This window comes from Pseudomonas sp. SM4, from assembly GCF_051913165.1.
In the GTDB taxonomy this organism is placed as follows: domain Bacteria; phylum Pseudomonadota; class Gammaproteobacteria; order Pseudomonadales; family Pseudomonadaceae; genus Aquipseudomonas.
Genome location: NZ_JBODOE010000002.1, coordinates 482464 through 508801 on the forward strand (window position 1 = coordinate 482464; position 26338 = coordinate 508801).

Annotated in this window: 30 protein-coding genes, 1 tRNA gene and 1 pseudogene; 12 read left to right on the forward strand and 20 right to left on the reverse strand. The window is 58.9% G+C overall.

Features of this window, described 5'->3' with window-relative positions:
• Window position 1: 1 nt before the first annotated feature.
• Window positions 2–718 (reverse strand): 4-carboxy-4-hydroxy-2-oxoadipate aldolase/oxaloacetate decarboxylase, encoded by a 717-nt coding sequence (locus ACQ4MY_RS05115; protein WP_440094123.1) that lies wholly within the window; start codon window positions 716–718, stop codon window positions 2–4.
• Window positions 715–1449 (reverse strand): 4-oxalmesaconate hydratase, encoded by a 735-nt coding sequence (gene galB / locus ACQ4MY_RS05120; RefSeq protein WP_008080733.1) that lies wholly within the window; start codon window positions 1447–1449, stop codon window positions 715–717. The genes ACQ4MY_RS05115 and galB overlap by 4 nt, the downstream gene beginning before the upstream one ends.
• Before the next feature lie 156 nt (window positions 1450–1605).
• Here galB and ACQ4MY_RS05125 point away from each other — a divergent pair, with 156 nt between their 5' ends.
• Window positions 1606–2841: a LysR family transcriptional regulator gene (locus ACQ4MY_RS05125; RefSeq protein WP_440094125.1), complete on the forward strand. Its 1236-nt coding sequence runs from the start codon at window positions 1606–1608 to the stop codon at window positions 2839–2841.
• Here the strand turns inward: ACQ4MY_RS05125 and ACQ4MY_RS05130 are convergent.
• The 6 genes from ACQ4MY_RS05130 to ACQ4MY_RS05155 all read right to left on the reverse strand — a co-directional run bounded on the left by ACQ4MY_RS05130 (window position 2816) and on the right by ACQ4MY_RS05155 (window position 8487).
• The gene (locus tag ACQ4MY_RS05130; protein ID WP_440094126.1) at window positions 2816–4063 is read right to left on the reverse strand and encodes an OprD family porin; all 1248 of its coding nucleotides are present in this window, start codon (window positions 4061–4063) and stop codon (window positions 2816–2818) included. The genes ACQ4MY_RS05125 and ACQ4MY_RS05130 overlap by 26 nt on opposite strands.
• A gap of 123 nt (window positions 4064–4186) precedes the next feature.
• On the reverse strand, window positions 4187–5449 hold the full coding sequence (locus ACQ4MY_RS05135) for a gallate dioxygenase (protein ID WP_008080729.1): 1263 nt from the start codon (window positions 5447–5449) through the stop codon (window positions 4187–4189).
• A 24-nt stretch (window positions 5450–5473) separates the two neighbouring features.
• Complete coding sequence (locus ACQ4MY_RS05140; RefSeq protein WP_440094128.1) at window positions 5474–6811, reverse strand: MFS transporter; 1338 nt, start codon at window positions 6809–6811, stop codon at window positions 5474–5476.
• 371 nt (window positions 6812–7182) lie between these two features.
• Complete coding sequence (locus tag ACQ4MY_RS05145) at window positions 7183–7818, reverse strand: DUF2625 domain-containing protein (protein ID WP_440094130.1); 636 nt, start codon at window positions 7816–7818, stop codon at window positions 7183–7185.
• Between the two features lie 197 nt (window positions 7819–8015).
• Complete coding sequence (locus ACQ4MY_RS05150) at window positions 8016–8168, reverse strand: hypothetical protein (RefSeq protein WP_158829799.1); 153 nt, start codon at window positions 8166–8168, stop codon at window positions 8016–8018.
• 73 nt (window positions 8169–8241) lie between these two features.
• A complete protein-coding gene (locus ACQ4MY_RS05155; RefSeq protein WP_440094132.1) occupies window positions 8242–8487 on the reverse strand; it encodes a hypothetical protein in 246 nt (81 codons plus the stop codon).
• Between the two features lie 233 nt (window positions 8488–8720).
• Between ACQ4MY_RS05155 and ACQ4MY_RS05160 the strand changes: the two genes are divergently transcribed.
• Window positions 8721–9272 carry a hypothetical protein gene (locus ACQ4MY_RS05160; protein WP_440094133.1) on the forward strand — a complete coding sequence of 184 codons (552 nt, stop codon included), beginning with the start codon at window positions 8721–8723 and terminating at the stop codon, window positions 9270–9272.
• A gap of 141 nt (window positions 9273–9413) precedes the next feature.
• Here the strand turns inward: ACQ4MY_RS05160 and ACQ4MY_RS05165 are convergent, their stop codons facing one another.
• Together ACQ4MY_RS05165 and ACQ4MY_RS05170 are read right to left on the reverse strand one after the other, a co-directional pair.
• Complete coding sequence (locus ACQ4MY_RS05165; protein WP_238552702.1) at window positions 9414–9599, reverse strand: YceK/YidQ family lipoprotein; 186 nt, start codon at window positions 9597–9599, stop codon at window positions 9414–9416.
• Window positions 9600–9691: 92 nt separating this feature from the next.
• Window positions 9692–10237 (reverse strand): NADAR family protein, encoded by a 546-nt coding sequence (locus ACQ4MY_RS05170; RefSeq protein WP_440094135.1) that lies wholly within the window; start codon window positions 10235–10237, stop codon window positions 9692–9694.
• Between the two features lie 45 nt (window positions 10238–10282).
• Here ACQ4MY_RS05170 and ACQ4MY_RS05175 point away from each other — a divergent pair, with 45 nt between their 5' ends.
• On the forward strand, window positions 10283–10492 hold the full coding sequence (locus ACQ4MY_RS05175) for a hypothetical protein (RefSeq protein WP_158829791.1): 210 nt from the start codon (window positions 10283–10285) through the stop codon (window positions 10490–10492).
• A 15-nt stretch (window positions 10493–10507) separates the two neighbouring features.
• On the opposite strand, the gene ACQ4MY_RS05180 is transcribed toward ACQ4MY_RS05175, so the two are convergent.
• Entirely contained in the window at window positions 10508–10741 is a 234-nt protein-coding gene (locus ACQ4MY_RS05180) for a YceK/YidQ family lipoprotein (protein WP_158829789.1), read from the reverse strand.
• Between the two features lie 135 nt (window positions 10742–10876).
• A complete protein-coding gene (locus ACQ4MY_RS05185; protein WP_440094138.1) occupies window positions 10877–11764 on the reverse strand; it encodes a transcriptional regulator GcvA in 888 nt (295 codons plus the stop codon).
• A 110-nt stretch (window positions 11765–11874) separates the two neighbouring features.
• Between ACQ4MY_RS05185 and gstA the strand changes: the two genes are divergently transcribed.
• From gstA to ACQ4MY_RS05200, 3 genes are all read left to right on the forward strand, one after another.
• Window positions 11875–12486 (forward strand): glutathione transferase GstA, encoded by a 612-nt coding sequence (gene gstA / locus ACQ4MY_RS05190; RefSeq protein WP_440094140.1) that lies wholly within the window; start codon window positions 11875–11877, stop codon window positions 12484–12486.
• A 144-nt stretch (window positions 12487–12630) separates the two neighbouring features.
• Window positions 12631–13011 carry a RidA family protein gene (locus tag ACQ4MY_RS05195; protein ID WP_158829783.1) on the forward strand — a complete coding sequence of 127 codons (381 nt, stop codon included), beginning with the start codon at window positions 12631–12633 and terminating at the stop codon, window positions 13009–13011.
• 198 nt (window positions 13012–13209) lie between these two features.
• Window positions 13210–15198: a peptidase U32 family protein gene (locus tag ACQ4MY_RS05200; protein ID WP_008080686.1), complete on the forward strand. Its 1989-nt coding sequence runs from the start codon at window positions 13210–13212 to the stop codon at window positions 15196–15198.
• A 113-nt stretch (window positions 15199–15311) separates the two neighbouring features.
• On the opposite strand, the gene ACQ4MY_RS05205 is transcribed toward ACQ4MY_RS05200, so the two are convergent.
• The 7 genes from ACQ4MY_RS05205 to ACQ4MY_RS05235 all read right to left on the reverse strand — a co-directional run bounded on the left by ACQ4MY_RS05205 (window position 15312) and on the right by ACQ4MY_RS05235 (window position 21329).
• Window positions 15312–15386 (reverse strand) — tRNA-Gln (locus ACQ4MY_RS05205).
• Between the two features lie 143 nt (window positions 15387–15529).
• Entirely contained in the window at window positions 15530–15790 is a 261-nt protein-coding gene (locus ACQ4MY_RS05210; RefSeq protein WP_440094142.1) for a hypothetical protein, read from the reverse strand.
• A 222-nt stretch (window positions 15791–16012) separates the two neighbouring features.
• On the reverse strand, window positions 16013–17038 hold the full coding sequence (locus ACQ4MY_RS05215; protein WP_440094143.1) for a GlxA family transcriptional regulator: 1026 nt from the start codon (window positions 17036–17038) through the stop codon (window positions 16013–16015).
• A 50-nt stretch (window positions 17039–17088) separates the two neighbouring features.
• The gene (locus tag ACQ4MY_RS05220) at window positions 17089–18210 is read right to left on the reverse strand and encodes an agmatine deiminase family protein (RefSeq protein ID WP_440094145.1); all 1122 of its coding nucleotides are present in this window, start codon (window positions 18208–18210) and stop codon (window positions 17089–17091) included.
• Window positions 18211–18258: 48 nt separating this feature from the next.
• Window positions 18259–19362: an extracellular solute-binding protein gene (locus ACQ4MY_RS05225; RefSeq protein WP_440094147.1), complete on the reverse strand. Its 1104-nt coding sequence runs from the start codon at window positions 19360–19362 to the stop codon at window positions 18259–18261.
• A gap of 1 nt (window position 19363) precedes the next feature.
• Window positions 19364–20272, reverse strand: a complete 909-nt coding sequence (gene aguB, locus ACQ4MY_RS05230) for an N-carbamoylputrescine amidase (protein WP_440094149.1) — start codon at window positions 20270–20272, stop codon at window positions 19364–19366.
• A gap of 4 nt (window positions 20273–20276) precedes the next feature.
• Window positions 20277–21329, reverse strand: a complete 1053-nt coding sequence (locus ACQ4MY_RS05235; protein ID WP_440094151.1) for an agmatine deiminase family protein — start codon at window positions 21327–21329, stop codon at window positions 20277–20279.
• A 111-nt stretch (window positions 21330–21440) separates the two neighbouring features.
• Between ACQ4MY_RS05235 and ACQ4MY_RS05240 the strand changes: the two genes are divergently transcribed.
• On the forward strand, window positions 21441–22301 hold the full coding sequence (locus tag ACQ4MY_RS05240) for a LysR substrate-binding domain-containing protein (RefSeq protein WP_440094153.1): 861 nt from the start codon (window positions 21441–21443) through the stop codon (window positions 22299–22301).
• On the opposite strand, the gene ACQ4MY_RS05245 is transcribed toward ACQ4MY_RS05240, so the two are convergent.
• The gene (locus ACQ4MY_RS05245; RefSeq protein WP_008080674.1) at window positions 22288–23205 is read right to left on the reverse strand and encodes a LysR family transcriptional regulator; all 918 of its coding nucleotides are present in this window, start codon (window positions 23203–23205) and stop codon (window positions 22288–22290) included. The two genes, ACQ4MY_RS05240 and ACQ4MY_RS05245, sit on opposite strands and share 14 nt — an antisense overlap.
• A 115-nt stretch (window positions 23206–23320) precedes the next feature.
• Here ACQ4MY_RS05245 and ACQ4MY_RS05250 point away from each other — a divergent pair, with 115 nt between their 5' ends.
• From ACQ4MY_RS05250 to ACQ4MY_RS05270, 5 genes and pseudogenes are all read left to right on the forward strand, one after another.
• Complete coding sequence (locus tag ACQ4MY_RS05250; protein ID WP_440094155.1) at window positions 23321–23722, forward strand: RidA family protein; 402 nt, start codon at window positions 23321–23323, stop codon at window positions 23720–23722.
• Between the two features lie 73 nt (window positions 23723–23795).
• Window positions 23796–24353: a helix-turn-helix domain-containing protein gene (locus ACQ4MY_RS05255; protein WP_158829763.1), complete on the forward strand. Its 558-nt coding sequence runs from the start codon at window positions 23796–23798 to the stop codon at window positions 24351–24353.
• Window positions 24354–24428: 75 nt separating this feature from the next.
• Window positions 24429–24989, forward strand: a pseudogene (locus tag ACQ4MY_RS05260) (HD domain-containing protein); the annotation flags it as partial.
• Complete coding sequence (locus tag ACQ4MY_RS05265; protein ID WP_440094272.1) at window positions 24990–25496, forward strand: GNAT family N-acetyltransferase; 507 nt, start codon at window positions 24990–24992, stop codon at window positions 25494–25496.
• A 116-nt stretch (window positions 25497–25612) separates the two neighbouring features.
• A complete protein-coding gene (locus tag ACQ4MY_RS05270) occupies window positions 25613–26332 on the forward strand; it encodes an SDR family oxidoreductase (protein ID WP_440094157.1) in 720 nt (239 codons plus the stop codon).
• Window positions 26333–26338: the final 6 nt, after the last annotated feature.

Consider the following 26338-nt stretch of genomic DNA (forward strand, 5'->3'; position numbering starts at 1 on the left):
CTCAGTCCCCCAATTCTTCAAGGCTGTCGACATACCGCAAACCCTTTTCAGCCAGACGTGCGCGCATGTTGTAGATGTCGAGCCCCAACTCGCCATTGGCCAGACGCACAGCCTTCTGCTCTTCCAGATCGGCCCGCGCACGACTGGCTTCGACGACATGCGGCACTTCGCTGCGACGCACCACGACCACACCGTCATCATCGGCGACGACCACATCGCCCGGATGCACCAGTTGACCGCCACACACCAGTGGCAGGTTGACCGAGCCAAGGGTTTCTTTGATCGTGCCTTGGGCACTGATCGCGCGGGACCAGACCGGGAAGCCCATTTCACGCAAGGTGTGGGTATCGCGAACCCCGGCGTCGATCACCAACGCACGCACGCCGTGTGCCTTCAACGAGGTCGCCAGCAGGTCGCCGAAGTAGCCGTCGGTGCACGGTGAACTCGGTGCGACCACCAGAATGTCGCCAGGGCGGCATTGCTCCATGGCCACATGAAACATCCAGTTGTCGCCCGGTGCGACCAGCACGGTCACCACTGAACCACTGATCGCCGTGCCCTGCTGAATCGGCCTGATCGAAGCAGCGAACAGCCCCTTGCGCCCCTGCGCTTCATGAATGGTCGCCACCCCAAAACTTCTCAGTTCATCGACCAGCGCCGCTTCGGCTCGCGGGATATGGCGCACGACAATGCCGGTCTTGCCGATATGTTCGCTCATGCCAGATTCTCCGTGACGCGCGGGAAGATGCTCTGGTAGCCCTCGCCATAAACAATGTTGCGGGTCGAGGTGATTCCGACATTTCGTTTGGCCTGCACACCGCGCTGCAGGGCGACGCGGGTGTAGTACTCCCACAGGTGTTCCTGACCGGCCATGCACTGGATGGCCGCGTACTTCTTGTCCCAGACCTCGGTGATGTCGAGCAGCACATCGGGACGCCATTCGCACTGTTCGGGCTGATGCGGTTCGAAGCTGTACACCGGCGGCGCACCAATGATTTTTTCACCGGGTTTATAGCCTTCAGCCTGAGCGATGATGCGCGCCTCCTGCGTCAGATTCATCGCCAGCGGATGGTCGTAGTTGTAGGGATCCTTGAGGGAATGGCTGAGGACGAATTCCGGTTGCACCCGGCGAAACACATCGGCCAGGCGGAACAGGGTTTCCTTGTCGGCGCGCATCGGGTAATCGCCGATATCGAAGAACTCGACACTGGCGCCGAGAATATCGGCGGCAGCCTGAGCCTCTTCGCGGCGCGCGGTTTTGACTGTGTCTTCGCTCATCTCGCCTTTGCGCCACAGCTTGGCGGACTCACCGCGTTCGCCGAACGACAGGCAGACGATGTGGACGTTGTAACCTTGCTGCGCGTGCAAGGCGATGGCACCACCGGCACGCCAGACGAAATCGGCAGAGTGGGCGCTGACAACCAGCGCGTTTTTGGATGATGGGGTCATTGCGGATTCTCCTCCTGCGGTTGCCAAAAGCATCGCATCGCGGCCTGCCGGTGGAGTAATGCGTTCGAGTGTTTGAGGTATGCGTTTTTTTTATTGCCACTCGAACAGCGCAGTTGCATAGTCGCCTGATCCGCCAGCCTGCAGAGTCCTTGCCCCATGGAAACCCCTGAACTGCCCAGTCTGATGCACGTACGCGCCTTCGTCCGGGTGGCGGATCACGGCAGCGTTTCCAAGGCTTCGGTGGCGTTGTACCGGGCGCAATCGGTAGTCACCCGGTCCATCTCCGAACTTGAACAACACCTTGCGGTGACGCTGTTCGAACGTCATGCCAATGGTATGCGTTTGACCGATTTCGGCGTGCGCCTGTTGCCCCGCGCGCGACGGGTTCTGGCCGAGCTTGAGGCGGTGCCGAAGTTGCTCGGCCATGGCGACAAGGCAGCGGTCGAGCCGCTTTATCTGTTCCAGGCGCGACGCCTGCAAGTGTTCGTCAAACTCTGCGAAACCCAACACATGCAGACCGTGGCCAGCCTGCTGGGGTTGAGTCAGCCGGCCGTCAGTTCAACCCTGAAAGTGCTGGAAAACGGCTGCGGTCATTCACTGTTCGAGCGCACCCCGCGCGGCTTGCAACCGACGCGTGCGAGTCATGAGATTCTTTTTGCGATCCGCCGTGCGCTGAACGAATTACGCCATATTGAAACCGACATCACCGCCATTCGCGGCGCCCTGCACGGCGTGGTCCACGTCGGCGCCCTGCCCCTTGGCCGCACGCGAATCCTGCCGGAAGCCATCGTGCAACTGGTCGAAGCACATCCGGGCATTCAAGTGATCACCAACGAGAGTCCGTTCGACCTGTTGGCGAGCGACTTGCGCGCCGGTGATGTCGATTTCATTTTTGGTGCGTTGCGCTCATCGGCCTACGCCAGTGACCTGGTGGGTGAGGCACTGCTGAGCGAAGAAATGGTGGTGCTCGCGCGACGTGATCATCCGCTCTGCGCCACAAGTGACTTGCAGGCGCATCTCGGCCAAGCGCGCTGGGTTTTGCCACGCGCGGGCTCGCCGGCGCGACAGATGCTCGAGGATTGCTTTGGCGGATTCGGGATGGCGGCGCCTCGACCGGTGGTGGAAAGCGCCGACATGGCGATCATTCGCGGGCTGCTGTTGCGCTCGGACATGCTCGCGGCCGTCTCGGCGCATCAATTGGAGCAGGAAATCGCTTCGGGCGAGCTGTGCATCCTGCCGCTGGAATTGAAACAGACCGCCCGGGCCATCGGCCTGACCTATCGCAACGGCTGCCTGCACTCACCGGTGGCTCAGGCACTGATGGACATGATCCGCCGGGTGATCCGCGTGCAGGCCGATGGCGCGATTACAACAGGCTCAACGGGTAGCTGATGATCAAGCGATTCTCGTCGAACTCGTTGCTGCTGTAATCGCGACGAATGCTTGAGTTGCGCCAGCGCACGTTGAGATTCTTGAATGTGCCGCTTTGCAGCGTATAGCCCAACTCGGATTCTCGTCCCCACTCCTTGCCATCTGTGATCGCACCGCTGTGCACGTTGTCGCCGCGGATGTAGCGGTTCATCAGCGTCAACCCGGGCACGCCGAGGACGACGAAGTTATAGTCGTGACGCAGTTGCCAGGATTTCTCCCGGGCGTTGTCGTAGCTGTTGTTGTAACTGTCGTTGGCCAGTGTGCCGCCACTGGTGCCATTGACCCTCATCCACGCATCGTCCCCGCTGAGTTTCTGCAGACCGAGGTAAAAGGTGTTGCCACCGTGGCGCGCCGACAGCAGCGCCGAAAAGGTACGGTTGTCCAGATCCCCGGCACGAGCACTGCCATCTTCACGCCCCCAGAAGTAGCCGAGGTTGGCGCCCAGCGTCCAGCCGCCAAGTGGCTGACTGTGCACCAATTGCAGATATTGCTGCTGGTAGATGTCCTTGAGCTGAGCATTCCACGCACCAATCATCGTGCGTTTGTCGTTGAACGCGTATTCGCCGCCGACAAAATTGAAGCGATCAGAGGTGAACGCGGTTTTGCCCTGCATGAACATGTCTTCCATGCTCGAATCGTTGCGCGGGCTGTTCTGCCGGAACTGCCCGCCATACAGCGTCAGACCGTCGATGTCTTGCGACGTCAGCTGGCCGCCACGAAAGGTTTGAGGCAATGAGCGTCCGTCGTCGGAACGCAGGATCGGCAGCACCGGCATCCATTCGCCAACCTTGATTTCGGTTTTGCCGACTTTCATTTTTCCTGCAACGGCCAGGCGGCCGAACTCATTGGCTGGTCGTCCATCGCTGTCCAGTGGCAGCAACTGGGTGCCCCCAGTGCCTTGGCCGCCATCGAGTTTGAGCGAATACAGACCCAGCACATCCACTCCAAATCCCACCGTGCCCTGGGTAAAGCCGGATCGGGCGTCGAGAATGAAGTTTTGCGTCCACTCTTCGGCTTTGCCCTGCGCATAGGCGGGGTTGGTGAAATTGCGATTGATGTAGAAGTTACGCAGATTGAGATTGGCACTGGCGTCATCCATAAAGCCTGCGGCACTTGCCTCGACAGGCAGCGCACAAACAGCGGACAGCGTGAAGACTACGCGGGTATTGGCGGTGATTTTCATTGTTATTGTTATCCGTTTTTTTGGCTGAAACAGTCCGCTGCGCCCGCAGGAAAGAGGCGCAGTGAAGTCATTCAGGGGTGTTGCGAAAGCGGCCCGGAACGAGCCGCTGGTGAAGCTGAAGTGTTAGCGCGGCGTTTTACCGGCGACCGAATAAAGCACCTGCTGGTTACGGGTTTTCATGAACTCCTCCAGGCTTTGTCCACGCATCGCCGCGTAGATCTGCAGATTGGGCACGCCGAGCACGGCGGCGAGTTTTTCCAGCACAAAGAAAATCGCCCCGTAGTGGATCAAGCCGCGCCAGTCACGACGACGCAGCAATTCCTGCTCTTCATCGCTGAGTCCGGCCTCATCGAACAAGGCTTGCGGCTGATCAAGGAAACGCTGACGCCAGTCTGGCTCGATCATGCGGTGCAGGAACTTGTTCAACCGATAGCCTTTGGCGCTGCGTTCCAGCGTGAACGGATACGTTCCTTCAAGCTTTTCGATCCCGGCCAACTGGTGATGCATGTGCTGCAGGTGCCGCGCGGTCACGTCGGCGGGAACCGGGCGATCCTGGTTTTCCAGCAACAGCGTGGCAATGCCGGTCATCGACGGCAGGTAGTAATCCTGATGCAGGTTTTTAACCGTGGCCGACAGCGCGCCACGCATGATCAGCCAGGTGATCACCTCCGAGCCTTCCATGCCTCCCAACGTGGCGTATTCAGCGTGGGTCATCTCAGTGAGGCGTTGCGGATCATTGACCAGCAGATCAATGAACTGCTCGTCCCACTCCGGATTATTGAAACCGCAGCGCTCGCCGTGTACTTGATGGGACACGCCTCCGGTCGCGACGATAGCCACCTTCAGATCCTCGGGATAGCTTTCGATCGCCCGACGCAGTGCCTGGCCCAACTTGTAGCAACGCCGCGCACTCGGCACCGGGAATTGCAAAACGCCGACCTGCAGCGGCACGATTTCCACCGGCCAATCCGGCTCGCACGGCAACAGCGCCGACATCGGCGAAAAAAAGCCATGGTCGAGCGGTTTGTCACGGAAGAAACTCATGTCGAATTCATCCGCCACCAGGCTTTCGCCGATGTGTCGTGACAGCGCCGCGTGGCCGCCGATGCCCGGCAGTTCACGCGGATTGCCGCCCTCGTCTGCCACTTCGTAACGCTCATCGACCCCGAGAGAAAACGCACCGTAGTGATCAAAGAAAAACGACGTAACGTGGTCATTGAAGATGTAAAACAGTACATCCGGCTGCTGCTCCTTCAGCCACACTTTGATCGGCTCGAAGCCGCGAAAAATCGGTGCCCAGGCGGCCTCATGCTGTTTGTCGTGATCGACCGCGAAGCCGATGGTCGGGGTGTGGGATACAGCGAGGCCACCAATGATGCGTGCCATAACGAGTTCCTTTGTCGAAAAAGATTAATGCGCCAGCAAGGCCCGATTGACTCGGCGCCGTGCATGACCGTTGGCCAGGATCGCCAGTGCGGCGATAAAGGCCGGCACACTCAACAGCGCGAACAGCAGCGGCAAACCCAGCCCGAGGCTGAGCACCGCACCACCGATGAGTGAACCAAAGATAGCCCCGAAGCGACCGATACCCAGCATCCAGCTGACGCCGGTGGCACGACAGTCTGTCGGGTAGTAGCCCGGCGCGAATGCATTGAGGCCGGTTTGCGCTCCGCTCATGCAGAAACCTGCGGCTACCACACCGAACGCCAGCAGGCTGGATTCGAGGCTGAACGCACCCAGCAGCAGGATGAAAGCGCCGCCCAACGCATAAGACGTAGCAATCACCGTATTCGGATTACGTCGATCCATCGCCCAGCCAACCACAATGGCGCCGACGGTGCCGCCAATCTGGAACAGGCCGGTGATGGTCGCGGCGCGTTCAATGGACAGACCGCCTTCGCGCAGCAGGGTCGGCATCCAGCCCATGGTCAGGTAGATCACCAGCAAACCCATGAAGTACGTCGCCCACAGCGCGAGCGTGCCAAAGCGATATTGCTCGGTGAACAACAACCGCAGCGGGGCTTTCTGTTGCGCCTGCGGTTCGGCGATGACGAATGTCGTCGCCGCGCTGAACGTACCGCCCAGCTTGTTCAATACCTTGGCGATCTGGCTGGCGGGCGCATTGCGCGCAGCCAGAAAACGCGCCGACTCCGGCAACAGCAACCACATCAGCGGCAGCAGCAACATCGGCAGCATCCCGCCAGCGAGCAACACCGACTGCCAGCCGTGATGGGGAATCAGCCACGCCGCGAGAAACCCGCCTAATCCCGAGCCCATGTTGAAACCGGTGAACATGATCGTGATGAACAACGACCGATTACGCTGCGGCAAATATTCGGCAAGCAACGTGGTGGTGTTGGGCAATGCCGCCCCCAATGCCACGCCGGTAAGCAAGCGCAGGGCTGCCAGTTCGTAAGGATTGCGAGCGAAAGCGCAGAGCAGGCTCAACACGCTGAAGCCAGTCACTGCCGTCAGCAGTACCTTTTTACGGCCGAGCCGATCGGCGTAAGGGCCGGCGGTCAGGGCGCCGATCGCCAGTCCAACCATACCGGCGCTCATCACCGGGCCGAACGCCGCTTTCGACAGGCCCCATTCCTGGATCAGCGAAGGTGCGATAAAGCCCATCACTGCCACGTCGAAGCCATCGAAAAGCACAATGAAAAAGCACAGCCCCATGATCAGCCACTGATAGCGGCCAACCGGCCGGTTGTCGATCCACGCCTTGATGTCGACCGTTTCGTTACGCATGCTTGCACCTTCTTATTGTTGTGAAGTGCCCGACAGACTGAGGCATTGAGGCAGTCAGTAGACAGGCAACGACTGTCGAGCGTTGGCGTGACTCTAAGGCCGCACGTGCCTGCCCCGCCTCTGGGAAATCCTTAAGCAGGTATCGGTTTTTTTTATGAGGTGTTTTTTGAAGGGGGGATTGGCAGACAGGGGCGGGAGTAGACAGTGGGCTTGCGAGCCGCCCAACAAAAACGGCCCATGACAAAAAGCTTCATGGGCCGATAGAGAATCAGGCGTTCGGAACTCGACGAAACTGTCGATGCGATCAGGCTGATAGTCGGAAAGAACACCAACCATGCCGTTTCAGGAAAGGTCTTTGCACCAGGCTGATTTCAACCCTCTTTCGCTGCGACATTCATTTCAAACTGCTCAATGACATCGACCCTCGTACGACGGCTCTTTTCGATAGAGCCTTCCTGCGTCCACAGAAACGGGAAAAAGGAAAAACATTGATCGGCGCTCAGTGCCTGCAAGTCATCCTGCCAGCCCGTCCAACGCAAACCGTCGTAGAAGTCGGCAATGCGCTCGCTCAAGGCCCAGCCAAGAAAGTCGCTGTAACCGATCTCCAATGGTTCCCACTGCAAAGTGTCGGGAGCCCAGTAATACATCGCGCCCACGTCATCACCCAGCCCGCCACCATTGATGGCAAAGAACCCGCCAACGGCATCATCGGCGACCAGCAAATACCCTTGCCCACGGCCATCGTTCCAGTCTGCGAGATTGCGCGATAATTGCCGATGCCCGGAACCCAGTACGCGCAACCATCCATGGTCGATCAATAAACCGCCCGTCTCGTAAGCAATGGCGCCCAACGTTGATCTCGTCGTGACCTGCAGCGCGAACAATACTCTTGCGTTATCGGCGGACGGCGGCAGCAATTGATGATTGCGGGTGGCTTCGGCCAACATGTCTTTCACGAGCGGTAAGGCGCTGTCGTGGTTGTCTATCAAGTCTTCCAGGCTTTTCATCTGCCAATCCATGGAAAAAAGGAAACGATTGTAGCGCCGTGACCCTTTACACTGAGTGGATACGTCACGATGAGGCGAGACGCAGTGCGGTGCTGCTTTGTTTTTTATTGATGTGTACCGCTACGCAACAGACAGCGGGGAATGTCGCATCGACCGAGTACAAACGATAAAGCCCAGCCAGTGGCTGGGCTTTATCATCACTGCTGGCGGACTTCGCGAATGGTTGCGCCGGGATATTTCTCGAGGATTTTGCGCTCAGCGTCTCTCTGATCGGTGCCGTTCTGCAGCACATTACTCATGCCGTTGCCGCTCTTGGTTTTCAGGCTGAAGACAAACGTTTTCACTGCCATTGTGCGATTCCTTCGCTATTGGAGGTAGAACTGTAGCATCGCTGATGTTCGCCAGCTTGCGGCCCAAGAGACTTCACGACTTCTCTATGCGCCCTTGCGCCAACTTGGTGTACGCAAAGTAACCACCGGCAATCTCGATTACCGCCATCACCCCGAACATTGCGCCGAACATGAAAGAAGAAGCGATAAAGGCGATGGCAACAATGGCGATAAAAACCTTGATGATCTGATGCGTCTTTTCCTCGAAGGTAAACTTTCCACTCAGAAACAGACCGGCTGCCAGGCCGATCAAAACACCGACAATGATTCGCGCGAACATGACTCAACTCCCTTTGCTGATAAAGTCCGCAGCTTAACGTAAAACGCCTTTTCACCGCACCGGGTGGCGTCGTCGACTGCGATCAACACTGTCTGGATCGCGCAAAGCCCGACGTCGAAGCGTAAACACCAGGTTCGACCGGTCTTGCAGATCAATGGCAATTACGGCAGCATCCGCGCTCGATTTTTTCCATGGACAGGACAACACGTGATAACGGATCGCCTCACCGATTAATGCTGATCAAGCCTCTACTCGTTGCCGTCCTGGCAGCAGCCCTGTGCATACTGCTAAAGAGCTTTGTCCTGCCCTATGCGATTATGTTGCTGACACCTGAAAGCTGGAGCGGCGCGTGGATGTTCTGGATCAGTCTATTGCTCTCTGGCTTCGTTGCCGGGCTGATGGTGGTACGCGTACTGCCCACTCAGCGTTATTACGTGGCGCTGATATTAGTTCCGGTATTTTGCGCGATGACGTTCGCTACGTATGCGTTTAACCGTTGCAATACCGGGCAACTGGCAGCGATGAATCAACTGTCGGCACAAACCTGGACAACCCTGGGAAATCCCGATGAGCAACTTCCCAAGACAACAGTCGACCTGACCGAAGCGCCGGGCGTCACTCAGGATGACGAGGGTTACAGCTACAGCTGCGTGGCTCCCGGTGAAACCCGGGACTACTTTAGGACGGTATTCGGCATCTACGGCGCCTGCCTGCTGGGATTGTTGTCAGCTTTGCTGCTGACTAACCGTCGCGGCAGAGCGCCAATGCCACGGCAAAGCCTGTAGGAGCTGCGGCACGCTGCGATCTTTTGATCTTCTCAGGCGAGATCAAAAGATCGCAGCCTCGTTTCACTCGACAGCTCCTACACGCAGACCTGTCTTCGTTTCCAAAGATCTGCCTCGGCTGGCTGGCTCACAGGCAGCGACCTACATCAAACACGCCGGCACCGAAAGCGTGTCGGCCACCAGGGTAAAGGGCAAGTCGATAATAATCAGCGGCCCTACCAAGGGCATCATGTCTTCGAACTCGGCTTTCGTGCCGTTGAAGCAGGTAATGGGACTGAGGGCATTGGCAGCTATCCATGCGCAGCCACTCAATTGCGAGATGGCCACAATCAACAAGAACTTCCTTAGCACGTAACTTCCTTATTACTTCCAGTGTGTTGGCTGTAGACGCTACTGCAAGCGGCAAGTCACCTGACCGATCAGTTCTCGTCACGCACTTGCATAAGTGCAAACCCGAGCAAGTTCAGCCCCTTCCACCGATTAGGATCATTGGCCTGTTCATCGTCTTTGGTCAGACCGATGCCCCAAATGCTGTCAACCGGGCTGGCCTCGACAATAATCCGTGAACCCGTGTCCTTGAGAAACGCATTCAACTCAGGGTTTTGCGCAAACTTCGCACGGTTGGCCCGCACGACAATCGCATAACGCTGTTGCAGCCAATCTTGCTCGTTGAACCCGCGCACTTTGCGGCCCAGAGCTTTGGCGGCATTGGGCGTCGGCGCCTGCAGTACTTGCGCGCGAATGTCCTCGTCACCAAACAGCGCAGCTTTCTCAGCCATCATGAAATGCTCGGCGGTCAGGTAGCGTTGCCCGTCGACGGCGAATTCGGCTTCGTACCATTGGCTGAAACACGAAGCGCTGACGCCTTTTTTACTGCGTTGGTGGCCCCAGAAAAAAACAAACTCCAGGGGGTCTCCCGCATTGAACCGGCTGCAAAGATCGTCCAGATATTTAGAGTCGTGCAATGATGCCTCCTCGGCGACTAGTGTTGATGTAAGAAGGATTCACGAATGACGAAGAAACAGCCCGTCAGTAAAGAGGCCGCCACGGCGGCTGACATAGAGCGCTCCATCCAGGCCTTGAACAAAATGGCCGAACGTCTTTGGGGCGACGGTCGTGAGGCCGAAGCCAAAGCACTGCTCGACGCCCTTGATGCATTGAACCGGGCGCTCGACAGAATCCGCATTGGCGAAAGTCGCAGGGTTGTCACGCTGCATTAAGCCCGTGCGATGCGTTCAGAGATTGCAACTGTACTGATACTCGAACGGATAAAACAGCGTATCGACTACCAAGGAAAACGGCGCGTCGATTAGCACGAAGGGAATCACTGTGCCGTTGGAAATTTCAACTAGCCACCAATCAAAGCGAACGCCGATGTAGGGGCATCGATGGATGTAATCCATGCGCGTGGCGGTCGCGGCGCAACCGCTCAAAGTGATCAGGGCCAACAGAATGGCTGTTCGAAACACGTAATGTCCTTATTACTTCTGAACCGCAGAGTTGCATAGACGCTGGTGCCATCTGCGAGTCACCCGTGCAATCAACCTACCGCACTGAAGGTTTGGAACTGCTTGTTCACCCGCTTATACAGAAGCCCCGCTGTTTCACCGCTGCGCCAACAGCCAAGTCCTGAAAGCCACGATCTTTTTCGTCTCTGCGGTTTCACGGGGTGTTACCAGATAGAAGCCCAGATCGTCTTGCAAGCGCAGATCAAACGGCGCCACCAGACGACCCGCGCGCAGGTCATCATCCACATAGGTCGAACGCCCGATACACACGCCCTGCCCGTCAATCGCAGCCTGCACCGCCATCATCGCCAGGTCGAAAGTCAACCGAGGTCCAGCGGCCAATTGTGCGGGCTGACCAGCTGCGCCGAGCCAGGTACTCCAGTCATCAGCGGTCACGCCACTGACTTGCAGCAGGGTGTGATGGGCCAGATCCGCCGGCACGCTCAAGGCTTTTGCGCCGTTGAGCAATGCCGGGCTGCACACCGGAAAAATCTCGTCAGACATCAGAAAATCGGCGCGCAAGCCCTTCCAGTCGCCCCGCCCATAACGAATTGCCGCATCAATGCCGCCCTTGCGAAAATCCACCAGGTCAGTGGAGGCGCTGACACGCACATCGATATCGGCAAACGCCTGCTGGAACGACGGCAGTCGCGGCAGCAACCACTTCGATGCCACCGACACCAACGTATTGATGGTCAGCACGCTGTTGTTAGACGACGCCAACAATTGCTCCGTCGAATAGCGCAGTTCATGAAACGCGGCGCGAACGCCGGGCAAATAAGCCTGCCCGTGCTCACTGAGCGTCAGCCCCTCCTTGAGCCGCAGAAACAGTTGCACGCCCAACTCGTCTTCGAGTCGACGAATCTGATGACTGATGGCGGTTTGCGTGACGTTCAACTCTTCAGCGGCTTTGGTAAAACTCATATGGCGGGCGGCGCATTCAAAAGCTCGCAAACCATTCAAAGAAGGCAGTCCGGCGACCATGGAGAAATCCGCACTCATGAGATTTTGTCATACGCTAGCAGCATAAATGACCTTTGCGAATCCTGCGGCGGCAATAGATTCTGACGGCCTGCCCTCAACAAGGAAGCGCCATGAAACTGTATTTCGCCCCGATGACCTGCTCGTTGTCGCCGCACATTGTGCTGCGGGAACTGGGTCTGCCCTTCGAGTTGGTTCGCGTCAATAACCAAAGCAAACGCACCGCCGACGGTCGCGACTTCCGCGAGATCAACCCCAAGGGTTACGTCGCAGCCTTGCAGTTGGACAATGGCGAAGTATTGACGGAGGGCCCGGCGATTGTGCAGTTCCTCGTCGATCAAGTCCCCGGCAACACGCTGGCTCCGGCAAACGGCACCTGGGAGCGCGCACGCTTGCAGGAACATCTGAATTTCATCAGCACGGAAATTCATGGCGCCAGCGCCCCGCTGTTCAATGCGCAGATTCCGCCCACGGTCAAAACGATTTTCCAGGACAAGCTGTTCAAGCGCCTGGACTACCTCAACCGCACGCTCGCTGATCAGGATTACCTGATGGGCACCTTCGGTGTGGCTGATGCCTATCTGTTTACCGTGCTGACGTGGCTGCCGACGTTCAACATCGACATCGAACACTGGCCTGCGCTTGCTGGCTACATGCAGCGCATCGCCGCCCGGCCCAGCGTCCTTGCGGCCATGGCGGCAGAAGCGGCGACGCAGCCCGTCTGACCAATCGCTAGACCTTCTGTGCAGCCGTGGCGACTGCGTCACCCATTACGCGCAGAAACAGGATGCCGAATGGGCAAACGGGCCATGTCCGCCGGGAATCTGTAAACTGGCGCGATTCTTAGTCGCTCACACAAGGGATCACCCATGGCCAACCAAGACATCACGTTCACTCCCGATCCGGACGCGGACTCCATTTCTTCGGACGTCACCACGTTCAACGGGATCATGATGTCCACGCAGATTCCGACCCATGCCGATGGCAGCCTGGAACTGGGCGATATCACCCTGCAAAGCGAATGCACGCTGCAAGCGCTGAAGGTTGCCCTGGAGCGCGCCGGCAGTTCGATGGACCGCGTGATGCACCTGACCATCTACCTGACCGACATGGCCGACCGCGCTGCGTTCAATGAAGTGTACAAGCGCTTCTTCGCCAAACCATGGCCGGTACGCGCCGCCGTTGGCGTAGCTTCCCTGGCCGTTGAAGGCATGCGCGTAGAAGTCACCGCCATGGCCGCCAAGGCCTGACCCACCACCCCAGCCCCTGTAGGAGCTGTCGAGTGAAACGAGGCTGCGATCTCTTGATCTTGATCTGAAAAGGTCAAAAGATCGCAGCGTGCCGCAGCTCCTACAAGGGCTCGGTGCCATCGGGCAGCACGGGCGTGCCGAGCACGCGATTCGGCGCTAGAATGCGCGTCTAACCGTGACAGCCTGACTAAAAAAACTATGTCCTTGCCCAAGCATCATCTGGAATTGCTCAGCCCTGCCCGCGATGTCGCCATCGCCCGTGAGGCGATCCTGCACGGCGCCGACGCCGTGTACATCGGCGGCCCAAGCTTCGGTGCGCGCCACAACGCCTGCAACGAAGTCGGCGAAATCGCTGAACTGGTCGAATTCGCCCGCCGTTACCACGCGCGCATTTTCACCACCATCAACACCATCCTGCACGACAACGAACTGGAACCGGCCCGCAAGCTGATCCATCAGTTGTACGACGCCGGTGTCGACGCGCTGATCGTTCAGGATCTGGGCGTGATGGAGCTGGACATTCCGCCGATCGAGCTGCACGCCTCGACCCAGACCGACATCCGCACCCTTGAGCGAGCGAAGTTCCTCGATCAGGCCGGCTTCTCGCAACTGGTATTGGCCCGTGAGCTGAACCTGCAAGAAATCCGCGCAATCGCCGACGAAACCGACGCTGCCATCGAATTCTTCATCCATGGCGCCTTGTGCGTAGCCTTCTCCGGCCAGTGCAACATCTCCCATGCGCAGACCGGCCGCAGCGCCAACCGTGGCGACTGCTCGCAAGCGTGCCGCTTGCCGTACACCCTCAAAGATGAAAAGGGTGGCGTGATCGCCTACGAAAAACACCTGCTGTCGATGAAGGACAACAACCAGAGCGCCAACATCCGCGCACTGGTCGAAGCCGGCGTGCGTTCGTTCAAGATCGAAGGTCGCTACAAGGACATGGGCTATGTGAAGAACATCACCGCCTATTACCGCCAGCGCCTCGACGACGTCCTCGAAGATCGCCCGGACCTGGCCCGCGCTTCCAGCGGCCGCACCGCGCATTTCTTCCTGCCCGACCCGGAAAAGACTTTCCACCGCGGCAGCACCGATTATTTCGTTACTGATCGCAAGATCGACATCGGCGCCTTCGACTCGCCGACCTTCACCGGCCTGCCGGTGGGCACTGTCGAGAAAGTCGGCAAGCGTGACATGCAGGTCGTGACCCACGAACCGCTGTCCAACGGCGACGGCTTGAACGTGCTGGTCAAACGCGAAGTGGTCGGTTTCCGCGCCAACATCGCTGAAGCCAAAGGCGAGTTCGAAGAAGACGGCGAGAAGCGCTACCGCTATCGCGTCGAGCCGAACGAAATGCCCGAAGGCCTGTTCAAGCTGCGCCCGAATCACCCGCTCAATCGCAACCTCGACCACAACTGGCAACAGGCGCTGCAGAAGACCTCGTCCGAGCGTCGCGTCGCCCTGAGCTGGGTCGCACGTCTGCGTGAAGAACAGCTGGAAGTCACCGCCACCAGTGAAGAAGGCATCAGCGCCAGCGTCACCCTCAACGGCCCGTTCGGCGTCGCCAACAAGCCTGAGCAAGCACTGGAACAGTTGCGCGACCTGCTCGGCCAGCTCGGCACCACGCAGTACCACGCCACCGACATCAAGCTGGATGCGCCACAGGCGTTCTTCATCCCCAACTCGCAGCTCAAAGCCCTGCGCCGTGAAGTGATCGAGAACCTGACTGCAGCGCGTGTCGCCGCTCATCCGCGTGGCGGCCGTAAAGCCGAAACCAGCCCGCCGCCGGTGTACCCGGATTCGCACCTGACCTTCCTCGCCAACGTCTACAACCAGAAGGCGCGCGACTTCTACCACCGTCACGGCGTGAAGCTGATCGACGCGGCGTACGAAGCGCACGAAGAAGCGGGCGAAGTGCCGGTAATGATCACCAAGCACTGCCTGCGCTTCTCCTTCAACCTGTGCCCGAAACAGGCGAAAGGCGTGACCGGCGTGCGCACCAAAGTCGCGCCGATGCAGTTGATCCACGGCGATGAAGTGCTGACGCTGAAGTTCGATTGCAAGCCGTGCGAAATGCACATCATCGGCAAGATGAAGGGCCACATCCTCAACCTGCCGCAACCGGGCAGCGTGGTCGGCCACATCAGCCCTGAAGACCTGATGAAAACCATTCCGCGCGCACCGCACTGAGTGGATGGCGTGCGCGGTGCTTCGGCGCCGCGCACGCCCATTTCACCAAGCCTAGCCAAATCGCAGGCATAAAAAAACGCCAACTTCTTGCGAAGTTGGCGTTTTTTCGAATATGGCAGGGGCGGCTGGATTCGAACCAACGCATGGCAGGATCAAAACCTGCTGCCTTACCGCTTGGCGACGCCCCTACTGCTCTTTCCAGCTACTTCGTTAGGTTCGCTGTGAGAACGGGGCGCAATTTACCAAGGTTTATTCAGTTTGGGAAGCACGAAGTGAAATATTTTTTGTTTTAAAACAGCGACTTATTATTTTTCACTGATTCAGACGATGATCAGTGCGTTTCACCACCATGTTTCACCTTGGGTACGGGCGCCAAACGATTCATCAATCCACGCTTCGAGACAACCTGCCGCAGGCGTTCGCCAAGGCTGTGATCAACACTCACCACCTGAAGAAACAAAAAAGCAGTCAGCCGCAAAAGGCTGACTGCTTGACTATTTGAGGTGAGATTGAGGCTCGCGGGATGGTCAGAGGCGGTGTAAGAGTCTTGCAGATTTTTTGCCCGGACTGGCGTCATCGTGAGCAGGCTCACTCCTACATTTGAAATGCGTACCCTTGTAGGAGTGAGCCTGCTCGCGATGGCGCCAGTTCAGACACCCTTAAGCCCGCCGATTGCTAGAGGTGATGGCGTACTCTTGTCAAGAAACGCGCTACCAAACCCGATCACTGTTTTGCAGTGACAGGGAAACACTACAGCTCGCCTCAAGGCGCGTAAGCCGGTGGATTCTGGCGTACGCGCAGGCAACGACCGGTGTTATTTGACCAGCCGTTTTTCCTTTGAAGGGCGATAACCAAAGAACGCGCTGTAGCACTTGCTGAAATGGCTCGGCGATACGAATCCGCAAGCCACCAGCACCTCAACCTGCGACAGCTCGGTGTGCTGCAACAAACGCCGCGCCTCGGTAATCCGCAGTTCGAGGTAATAGCGCTGCGGCGTGGTGCCCAGTTGTTCCTTGAACAATCGCTCCAGTTGCCGACGCGAGCGTCCGGCGTACACCGCCAGTTGCTCCAGCTCCAACGGCTCTTCCAGATTGGCATCCATCAGCTTCACCACTTCCCGCAGCGGCGCGCTGACGCAGATGTTTTCATCCGGTTTGATCCGTCGGTAACGCGATTCTTCAAACGCCAGAATGTCTTCAATGCCCTCGACCAACGCTTTGCCGTGCAAGCTTTTGATCCAGTCCAGCGCCATGTGAAACGCCCCGGACGGACTTGATGCCGTGAGGCGGTCACGATCAATCACGTAGGGTTCGCTGCTGACGTGGGTGCTCTTGGCGATTTCAGTCAGTGCCGGGCGATGTTCCGGGTGAATGGCGCAGCGATAGCCGTCGAGCAATCCGGCGCGCCCGAGGAACCACGATCCATTCCACAACCCGGCAAGGCTGATACCGCGCTCCGCCGCCGCTTTGAGCAAATGAATGAACTCGTCACTCGCGCGCAACTCGGTGCGATAACCACCGCACACCACCAGCAGATCCAGCGCCTCAAGTGCTGACAAATCAAGCCGCGCATCGGGCCGAATCACCAGTCCCAGGTCACTGACCACTTCGCCGTCGCCCAAGCCGAACGTGCGCGAGGCAAACAACCCCGGCCGCAGCAGATTGGTCGTCACAACCGTGTCCAGCGCTTGGGTAAACGCCGGCAGCGAAAAGTGTTCAAGCAGCAGAAAACCGGTGCGGGTCAGGCGTGGGCTATCCGGGCTTTGCTCATTCAGATAGCGGAGGTTTTTCCCCTTCATGCCTCCGCTGAATTGGCGTCGTTCGATCAAGTTCGGGTCCATCGGTCATGTTGTTATGCGCCGATAGTTGGCTTGATCCGCGTCAGAGTCAATCACGCCTGTGGTTGATGGCTGGTGACGCAGTGAATCCCGCCGCCACCGGCGGCGATGGCATCGATGTTCAATTGGACGATGTCGCGGTCCGGGTACAGTTCGGACAACAGGTCGAACGCCTTTTTGTCCGCCGCTTTATCGCCAAATTCCGGGGCGATGATCGCGCCGTTGATCACGAAGTAGTTGATGTAGCCGGCAGCGAAGTCCGGGTTGTTTTTGCTGAACTTGCTTTTGCGCGGATTGAGTGGCGGCGAAATCGTGTGGATCTGCAATTTGCGCCCGTCGGCGTCGGTGGCGTTCCTGAGGATGTCCAGGTGCGCCAGCGTGACCTTGTGATCATAGGATTGAGGGTCGGTGTCGAGGTTGGCGATCACCACGCCAGGCTTGATGAAGCGTGCGTAGAAGTCGACGTGGGCGTCGGTGATGTCCTTGCCCTTGATCCCCGGCAGCCAGATGATTTTGCGCAGACCCAGGCGTTCTTTCAGTTCCGCTTCAACATCGGCCTTGCTCCAGTCGGGATTGCGGTTGCGGTTGATCCAGCTGCTCTCGGTCATGATTGCGGTGCCGTGGCCGTCGACTTCGATGCCCCCGCCCTCGCCCACCAGATCAGTGCGGATGTAAGTGGCTTGCGCGTCGTCGGCAACCAATCCGGCAATCTTCGCGTCCTTGCTGTGCTGCTGCTTGTTGCCCCAACCGTTGAAGTTGAAATCAACCGCGCCCAAACCGCCCTTGTCATCGATGACGAAATTGGCGCCGATGTCGCGCATCCAGATGTCGTCGAGTGCTGCGGTGACATAGGTGATATTGCTCGTCCCACAATAATCTTCAGCAATGCTGCGCTCGTTCTTGCGGCAGAACACCGTGACCGGCTCATACCGGGCGATGGCGCGAGCAACACGGCCGAGGGCTTGCTGAACGTCTTCGGTGAAATCTTCCCAGATCGCGTCCTGCGCGCCGAAGGCGATATAAGCGCGTTCGTGTTTGTCGCCTTCGTCAGGCATGAACCAGCGACCCTGTGCGGCCGCGAGCACCTTGCCCGGCGACAGGCCGAGGCCCATAAACGCGGCGCTCACACCGGCGGCAACCGTTACTTGTTTGATGAACTCACGACGAGTCGACATGCTGTTTATTCCTGTAAAAACATGGCCGGCGAACACGCCGGCCGTGGATCATTGGCCAGTGGCAGTCTTGAATTTGGTCCAGGTGCGCATGCGTGCGCGCATGTCGGCCTGGGGGATGTCCTTGCCCGGAATCAAACGAGCATAGGTCGCTTCGTCGAGGTAGATGTCCGGGTTGTCGCGCATGCTTACATCGACGTTCGCACGGGCCTTGACGTTGGAAGTCGGGTAACCGGTAAAGTTACTGATCGCGGCCATGTTCTGCGGACGCATGACGAAGTTGATGAACGCGTAGGCGTATTCCGGGTGTCTGGCGTCGACCGGAATGGCCATGGTGTCCATCCACACCGTGGTGCCTTCGCGAGGTACACGGTACTGAAACTTCGTGTGTTTCCCGGCGCTGTCCGAGGTGCGTTGGGCCTGGGTCATGTCGCCGCTGTAACCCAGCGACAGGCACAGGTTGCCATTGACCAGATCGGTCACCGGTTGCGACTGGAATTTGCGGATGTACGGACGCAACTTCATCAGCAACTCACTGGCCGCTGCCAGATCCTCGGCTTTGCCGCTGCGCGGATCGCGACCGAGGTAATTGAGCACCACCGCCAGTGCTTCGTCCGGCGAGTCGATCATTGAGATCCCGCAGTCGGCAAACTTCGCCGCCAGCTCGGGTTTGAACAACATGTCGAGGCTGTTCACCGGCGCATCAGCCATGCGCTTTTTGATCTGTTCTTCGTTGTAGGTCAGGCCGATGGTTCCCCAGGTGTAAGGCACCGTGGCTTTGCTGGAGTGCTCGTAGTGGCTGCGCAGTTTCTGCAAACCGGGTTCGATGTCGGCCAGTTCCGTCAGCTTCGATTGATCCAGCGGCATCAGGCTGCCGGCGCGCATCAAGCGCTCGGCAACGGTGTCACCGGGGAAGATCAGGTCGTACCCGCTGCCGCCGGAAAGCATCTTCGCTTCCAGCGTTTCGCTGCCGTCCATGACGTCGTAAATCACCTTGATCCCGGTTTCGGCGGTAAAGCGGCTCAGCGTGTCTTCGGCAAAATAATCGGCCCAGTTGTACAGCCGCAGGGTTTTGTCTTCGGCGTGCAGCGACGGCATCACGCAGATCAATGCCAGGCCCAGCGCGCCGAGCAAACACTTGTGATTGGTAGCCATATCAAACCCCTTGAGTGTTCCAGCGTGCATGAAGGTGGCGACCGTCCTGACTCAGCAGCGGCCCATACATTTCCGGACGACGGTCGCGGTAGATGCCCCAGCTCAAACGCTCTTCGCGCATGGCCGTCAGATCGACGCTTTGCAGTAAAAAGCCAGTGCTGTCGCGGTCGGCAGCGGCGAGTAACTGGCCTTTGTGATCGCTGATGAACGACGAGCCGTAGAAGCTCATTTGCAGGCTCGAATCAGTGGTCGCCGTTTCGCGACCAACGCGGTTCGACGCCACCACCGGCAGCAGATTGGCAGCGGCGTGGCCGCGCATGGTCATCTGCCAATGGTCGCGTGAATCCAGCGCCGCGCAGCCCGGTTCCGAACCGATGGCGGTCGGATACAGCAGCACCTCTGCCCCCATCAACGCCAGACAACGCGCGGTTTCCGGGAACCATTGATCCCAGCAGATGCCCACGCCGAGACGACCAAACGCGGTGTCCCAGACTTTGAAACCGGTATCGCCGGGGCTGAAATATTCCTTCTCCTGATAGCCAATGGCGTTGGGGATGTGGGTCTTGCGATACACGCCCAACAAGCGCCCGTCGGCATCGGCCACGCTCAGCGAATTGAAGTAAGCGTTGCCGGCCTTCTCGAACCAGCTCAGCGGCAACACCACGCCCAACTCGCGGGCCAGTGCAGCGAAGCGCGCCAGCACGCGGCTGTCGCGATACTCCTCGGCCAACGCCATGTGTTTATGGCTTTGTTCGATGCAGAAATATGGCGTGGCGAACAGCTCTTGCAAGAGGATCACTTGCGCGCCCTGCTGCGCCGCATCGCGGACGAGTTGCTCGGCGCGATCAAGGTTGCCGGGTAAATCCCAGGTGCACGGCATTTGGGTGGTAGCAATGGTCAGCGTTGTCATGGTTTCAACCCTTCACCGGCCAAGCTGGCTGCTGCTGGGTGATGCAATGCACACCGCCGCCGCCATGGGCCAGATGATTGATTTGCACCGGCACCACTTCGCGGCCGGGGAAGGCTTTTTCCAGCACGTTCGCCGCGACGTTGTCCGCCTTGATACCGTAAGCCGGCATGATGATCGCGCCGTTGGCGATGTAGAAATTGGTGTACGAGGCGCAGAACACTTCGGCTTCGCTGTCGACCGCGTCGGTGGCTTCGAACAGTTCGATCAGCTCGAACCGGCGTCCTTGCGCATCGGTGGCCAGCTCCAGCGCACGACGATTTTCCCGCGCCACCTCGGCGTATACCGACGACTGATCGTGCGTTGCATCCACCAGCAACACGCCGGGGCGGGCAAAGGCGCAGACACCATCGACGTGGCCGTCGGTCATGTCGCCGGTGACGTGATCCGGATCGCCCGGCAGCCAGATGGTTTTCTTCACGCCGAGCAAGCGGCTGAAAATCTCTTCCATCTCGGCTTTGTTCATGCCCGGATTACGGTTGGGATTGAGCAGCACGGATTCCGTGGTGATCAACGTGCCTTGGCCATCGACATGAATCGCCCCGCCCTCGTTGCTCAGCGGCGTACCGAAGCATTCCAGGCCGAGGTGATTGAGCGCGCGGCGCGCCAGGCTTTCGTCCAGATCGTGCGCCGACTTGCCACCCCAGGCGTTGAAGCGCCAACTCACGCCAGCCATTCCTTGCTGCGGATGGCAGACAAACGTCGGGCCAGAGTCACGGCACCAACTGTCATTTACTGCCAACGGGATCAGCTCAATGTTCGGCCCGCACAACGCTTTGGCGCTGGCAATGGCCGATGGATCGACCACCAGTTTCACTGGTTCGAAACGGGCGATGGCATTGGCGACGCGAGCGAAATCGTCCTGCACTTGCGCCAATGTCACGCGCCAACCCGATTCCCACAACGTCTTGTTGTGCGGCCAGACCATCCACGTCGCGGCATGGGTCACCCACTCTGCCGGCATCATCCAGGCGCTGTTTTTATTGTCGTTGTGCTGCATGATAAGCCTCGCTAGTTAAGCCACTGTGTTCAATACGCTTATGCTACGGGCCGTAAAATCGGCAAACAAACGATGGATTTAGCAGACAACTGATTAGCGGAGCTTATCGATATGCTTAAACACTGGCCGCCGCTCAGTTCCCTGCGCGGCTTTGAAGCAGCCGCCCGGCTGGGCAGTTTTCACAAGGCCGCGGAAGAGTTGAGCCTCACGCAATCGGCGATCAGTCAGCAGATCCGCAGCCTTGAGGCGTACCTGGAGCAGCCGCTGTTTTTTCGCAGCGGACGCAGCGTGGCGCTGACCGATGCCGGCCACGATTTGCTCAGCACCACACAAGCGATGCTGCAGCAACTGGCCGTGGGCATTCGTCGTTTGGGCCAGTATCAGAAGCCCAATCAACTGGTGCTCAACACCACACCAGCGTTTGCCCGGCATTGGTTGCTGCCGCGACTGGCGGACTTTCGCCAGCAACACCCCGAGGTTGATCTGTGGATCTACAGCACCGATGAAGTGCCGGACATGGCCACGCAGACTATCGATTTGGCGGTGCGCGACGACATCAGTTCACAGGCCGAATGCAGCTTCAAAGTGCTGCTCGCCGATCGCCTCTACCCGGCCTGTCATCCGCGTGTTATCGCACTACCGCCGTCACAGCGCACAACGTTGCATGGCGAACGGGAAATGGACTGGAGTCACTGGGCGGTCGAGGCCGGAATCGATGTCGGCCAGCAGGACCAGGGGCTGAATTTCTCCGATCCGGGGTTGCTGCTCGACGCCGCGTGTTCGGGGCTCGGCATTGCCTTGGTGAGCCAGCTGCTCAGCCGTCAGGCACGCGCTGATGGTCTGTTGCACCCCTTGGTCGAAGGCACCATTCGCGGGCCGAACTGGGCGTTGCTGACCCATCGCGACAGTGATCAGGAGCCGATGGCGCGCAGCTTCAGCGAGTGGCTGATCAATAACCTCAGCGATCAATAACCGGCGCATGCAGCGCCATCACCTCGACCACCCAGTCGATGAACACGCGCAGCTTGAGGCTGACATGGCGGTTCGGCGGATACGCGACGTACAGCGGCATCGGCTCCAGCTGCCAGTCGGCGAACAGCGGCAGCAATTCGCCCCGCGCCTCGTGCTCGCCGGACATGTACTTGGGCAACCACAGCACGCCCATGCCGGCCAGCCCCGCCGCGAGATAGGCATTGCCGTCGTCGACCGCCAACACGTGGCGGCCCTTGATGTGCAGGTTTTCGCTGGCCTTGTGCAAGGCGTACGGTAGCGGTTTGCCGGTGCGCGCCCAGAGGAAACCGACCACACGATGATGGGAATCTTCCAGTTCGCGCGGATGCTCTGGCGTGCCTGATCGAGCCAGATAAGCCGGCGCGGCGAACACGCCCAACGGCAGATCGGCGACCTTGCGCGCCCTCAACGACTGATCGAGTAATTCGCCGCCACGCACCACGCAATCGACGTTTTCATCGATGATGTCGACGATGCGGTCACTGACGCCCATGTCGATCTGGATATCCGGGTAGCGTGCGTGAAACTCGGGCAGCGCGGGGATCAGGATCAAGCGCGCCAACGGGCTCGGCACGTCCACGCGCAATCGGCCTCTGGGCAATGCCGCCGCGCCGGGCAGGCTGGTTTCGGCATCATCGAGGTCGGCCAGCAGCTTGATCACCCGCTCGTAATAAGCGGCGCCATCGGCGGTGACATTGACCTTGCGCGTGGTGCGGTTGAGCAACTTCACCCGCAACCGCGCCTCCAGTTGCTGCACCAGTTGAGTGACGGTGGTCTTGCTCATGTGCAGGGTTTCGGCAGCCTTGGTGAAACTCCCCGCCTCGACTACCCGGGCAAACGCCTGCATTGCGTCAAATCGATCCAAGGTGCGCGCCTCGATTGTTCGGGATTTACAAACAGTGAACGCCAAGCTTGCGCGTTTATCGCCCGCCTGCAAATACCTAAAGTGGCTTCATCAACTCACTGATGGAGACACTCCCATGACTCAGCGCGATGTGGTTTTCCCGCCCGCCCGGCGCACACTTTATGAGCGCAATCGCTACTCGCCAGCGATTCGCTCCAACGGTTTTCTGTTTGTCTCCGGCCAGGTCGGCAGCACCGAGGACGGCACACCAGAGCCCGATCTGCAGGATCAGGTGCGGCAGGCTTTCCACAACCTCAATGCAATCCTTGATGAGGCCGGTTGCAGCTTCGACGATGTGGTCGATGTCACCGTGTTCATCGTTGATCCGCAGTCAAAGTTCGAGACGATCTGGAATGTCGTGCTGACGGAGTTCTGGGGCGATGCGCCGCATCCGACCGTAACCGCGGTTGGCGTGACCTGGCTGTATGGTTTTGATTTCGAGATCAAGGTGATTGCCAGGCTGCCCGACGCGGCCTGATCGTCAGGTGGATTTGCAACGCAGGCCGGCGGTCTTCAGACTGTCGGCCCTTCAATCTGTCCCGACACCCGTCATGTCTGATTCATTGCTCAAACCCGCCCTGCCCGGCATCGCCCTGCGTCGCTGGCGTTTGTTGCATCGCGTCAAACAAAGCCACGCGGCGCAACTGTTCAATGTCACCCAATCGACGATTTCCCGCTGGGAGAGTGGCGTGCAGTCGATGGAGCCGGCGGCGCATTTACAGCTTGAGCAACTGCTCGCCGCTCGTCTCGACACCGCCGCCGACCAAGCCCTCGCCCGGCTGGTGTGCGACAGCGCGCGACCGGTGCATCTGGTCTGCGACCTGACTCACCGTTTGCTCGCTTGCTCCCCGGCCCGTGCCGCGCAATTTGCCAGCCCGTTGAGCCAATTGCTCGGGCAATCACTGTGGCGTTTCGTCACTGCAGAAATCGCCAGCAACGAACAGGCGCTCGACACGCTGGGTTGGCGCGAACTTCAGGCACCGCCGGCGCTGGAATTCATCACCGGCAGCAACGACTCCGACCTCGTGCCGATCCGTCAAAGCCTGTGCCGCTGGACGCGTATCCCCTTGTCTGACGGCACTGCTGCGCGGCTGGTCGAGACGCTCTGAACGCATATTTTATGCGTGGACGCTCAATCGCATCGGCTCTAGGCTTGCTGCTCGGTTCCACCACCGGGCAAATTTATGGACCTCGAAAAAATCAGCGGACGCCTTGAATTCCTGCGTGAAGCAGAAAAGCTCAAGGACGTTCTCCGAAGCGCACACACCTCAAGCGGCCGCACCGAAAGCACCGCCGAACACAGTTGGCGCCTGTGCCTGATGGCGATTGTCTTCGCCGATGAACTGGCCGGGCTCGACCTGCTAAAAGTGCTGAAGATGTGTGTGATTCACGACTTGGGCGAAGCGATCAACGGTGACATCCCCGCAGTCAACCAGGCAGCCTTTCCCGACAAGAGCGAACACGAGCGCAACGACCTCCTGCTGCTCACCCGCGCGCTCGATGACGTTCTGAGAAACGAAATTCTCGCGTTGTGGGACGACTACGAACACGCCCAGTCAGCCGAGGCCAAAGCGGTCAAGGCGCTGGACAAGCTGGAGACCCTGCTGCAACACACTCAGGGCCAGAACCCGGCGGATTTCGACTACCGCTTCAATCTGACCTACGGGCAAAAACACACCAGCGCCGAACCGATCTTCGCCGCGCTGCGAGCGCTTATCGACCACGACACCCGGGAAAAAATCAGCATGAACCTGACTGTTCGCAACGAACACAGCGACGACCTCGACACCATCAGCCAACTCACCGAGGCCGCATTCCGTAACGAAGAGCACTCAAGCCATACCGAGCAGTTCATCGTCACTGCACTGCGCAACGCAGGCCAACTGAGCGTGTCGCTGGTCGCCGTGGAAGACGGCAAGATCATCGGCCACGTGGCGATTTCACCTGTGACGATTTCCTCTGGCGCTACCGGTTGGTACGGCCTTGGCCCGATTTCGGTCTGGCCTGAGCGTCAGCACCAGGGCATCGGCTCGGCATTGATGAAAGCTGCACTGGCGCAACTGCAAAGCCTGGGCGGCGTCGGTTGTGTGGTATTGGGCAATCCCGACTATTACGGGCGCTTCGGCTTCAAGCATCAGCCTGAACTGACATTGCCAGGCGTTCCGCAGGAGTACTTCCAAACGCTGTCATTCGGGGCTGACTTTCCGACGGGTGAAGTCAAATATCACGCTGCGTTTGAAGCGACCGAATAACCTTTAGCCCGCGCTGAGCGCTGGTAAATATCCGGACACACCCATTCGTTTGCCATTTCAGAGGTCGTCTGTTTGCATGCTCACCCACATCAGTCAGCAGATCAGGGAGAGGATCGATGAACATTTTGGTGGTGGGTGCCAGTAAAGGATTGGGCAGGGCTTTGATTGAAGGCTTGGGAAACGGGGGAGACACGTTGATCGGTGTTTCCCGCACCCGCCCCGAGGGTTTGCTCAGCGATGCCGGGCGCCAGCTGCGCTGGGTGGAAGCCAACCTGATGGACCCGGTCAAAGCCGCGCACGATATCGCGCAGGCTGTTGCCGACGACGGGCTGGATACGCTGATTTACAACCTGGGGATCTGGGAGGAGTTTGCCTTCGACCCGGCGTATGAGTTTCTCGAAACCGCAGACGACGAACTGCAAGCCATCATCGGTTGCAACATCACTTCAACGATCCTGTTGATCAAACGCCTGCTCCCGCTTCTGCTGAAAAGCCCTCAACCTAGAATCATCCTCACAGGCTCAACCTCTGGGTTGCCGCAAAGCGGTCGCCCGGAAGTCGCCTTCGGCGCCTCGAAATTCGCCCTGCGCGGAATCGCTGATTCATTGCGCGAAGGCTACCGGCAACAGCGGTTGGCGGTGACTTGCCTCAATCTTGGGTATCTGAACACCGAAGACGCGCTGAGCACCCCACGAGACCTGGCACAGCAGCGTGGCGAGGGACATCTGGTTCCCGTGCACGATGTCGTCGAGGCGGTGCGCATGATCCTCAGCTTGTCGTCGGCCAGTTACGTCAAAGAACTCACCCTGCCGGCGATCCTCGATGAACGTTTTTGACGGCGC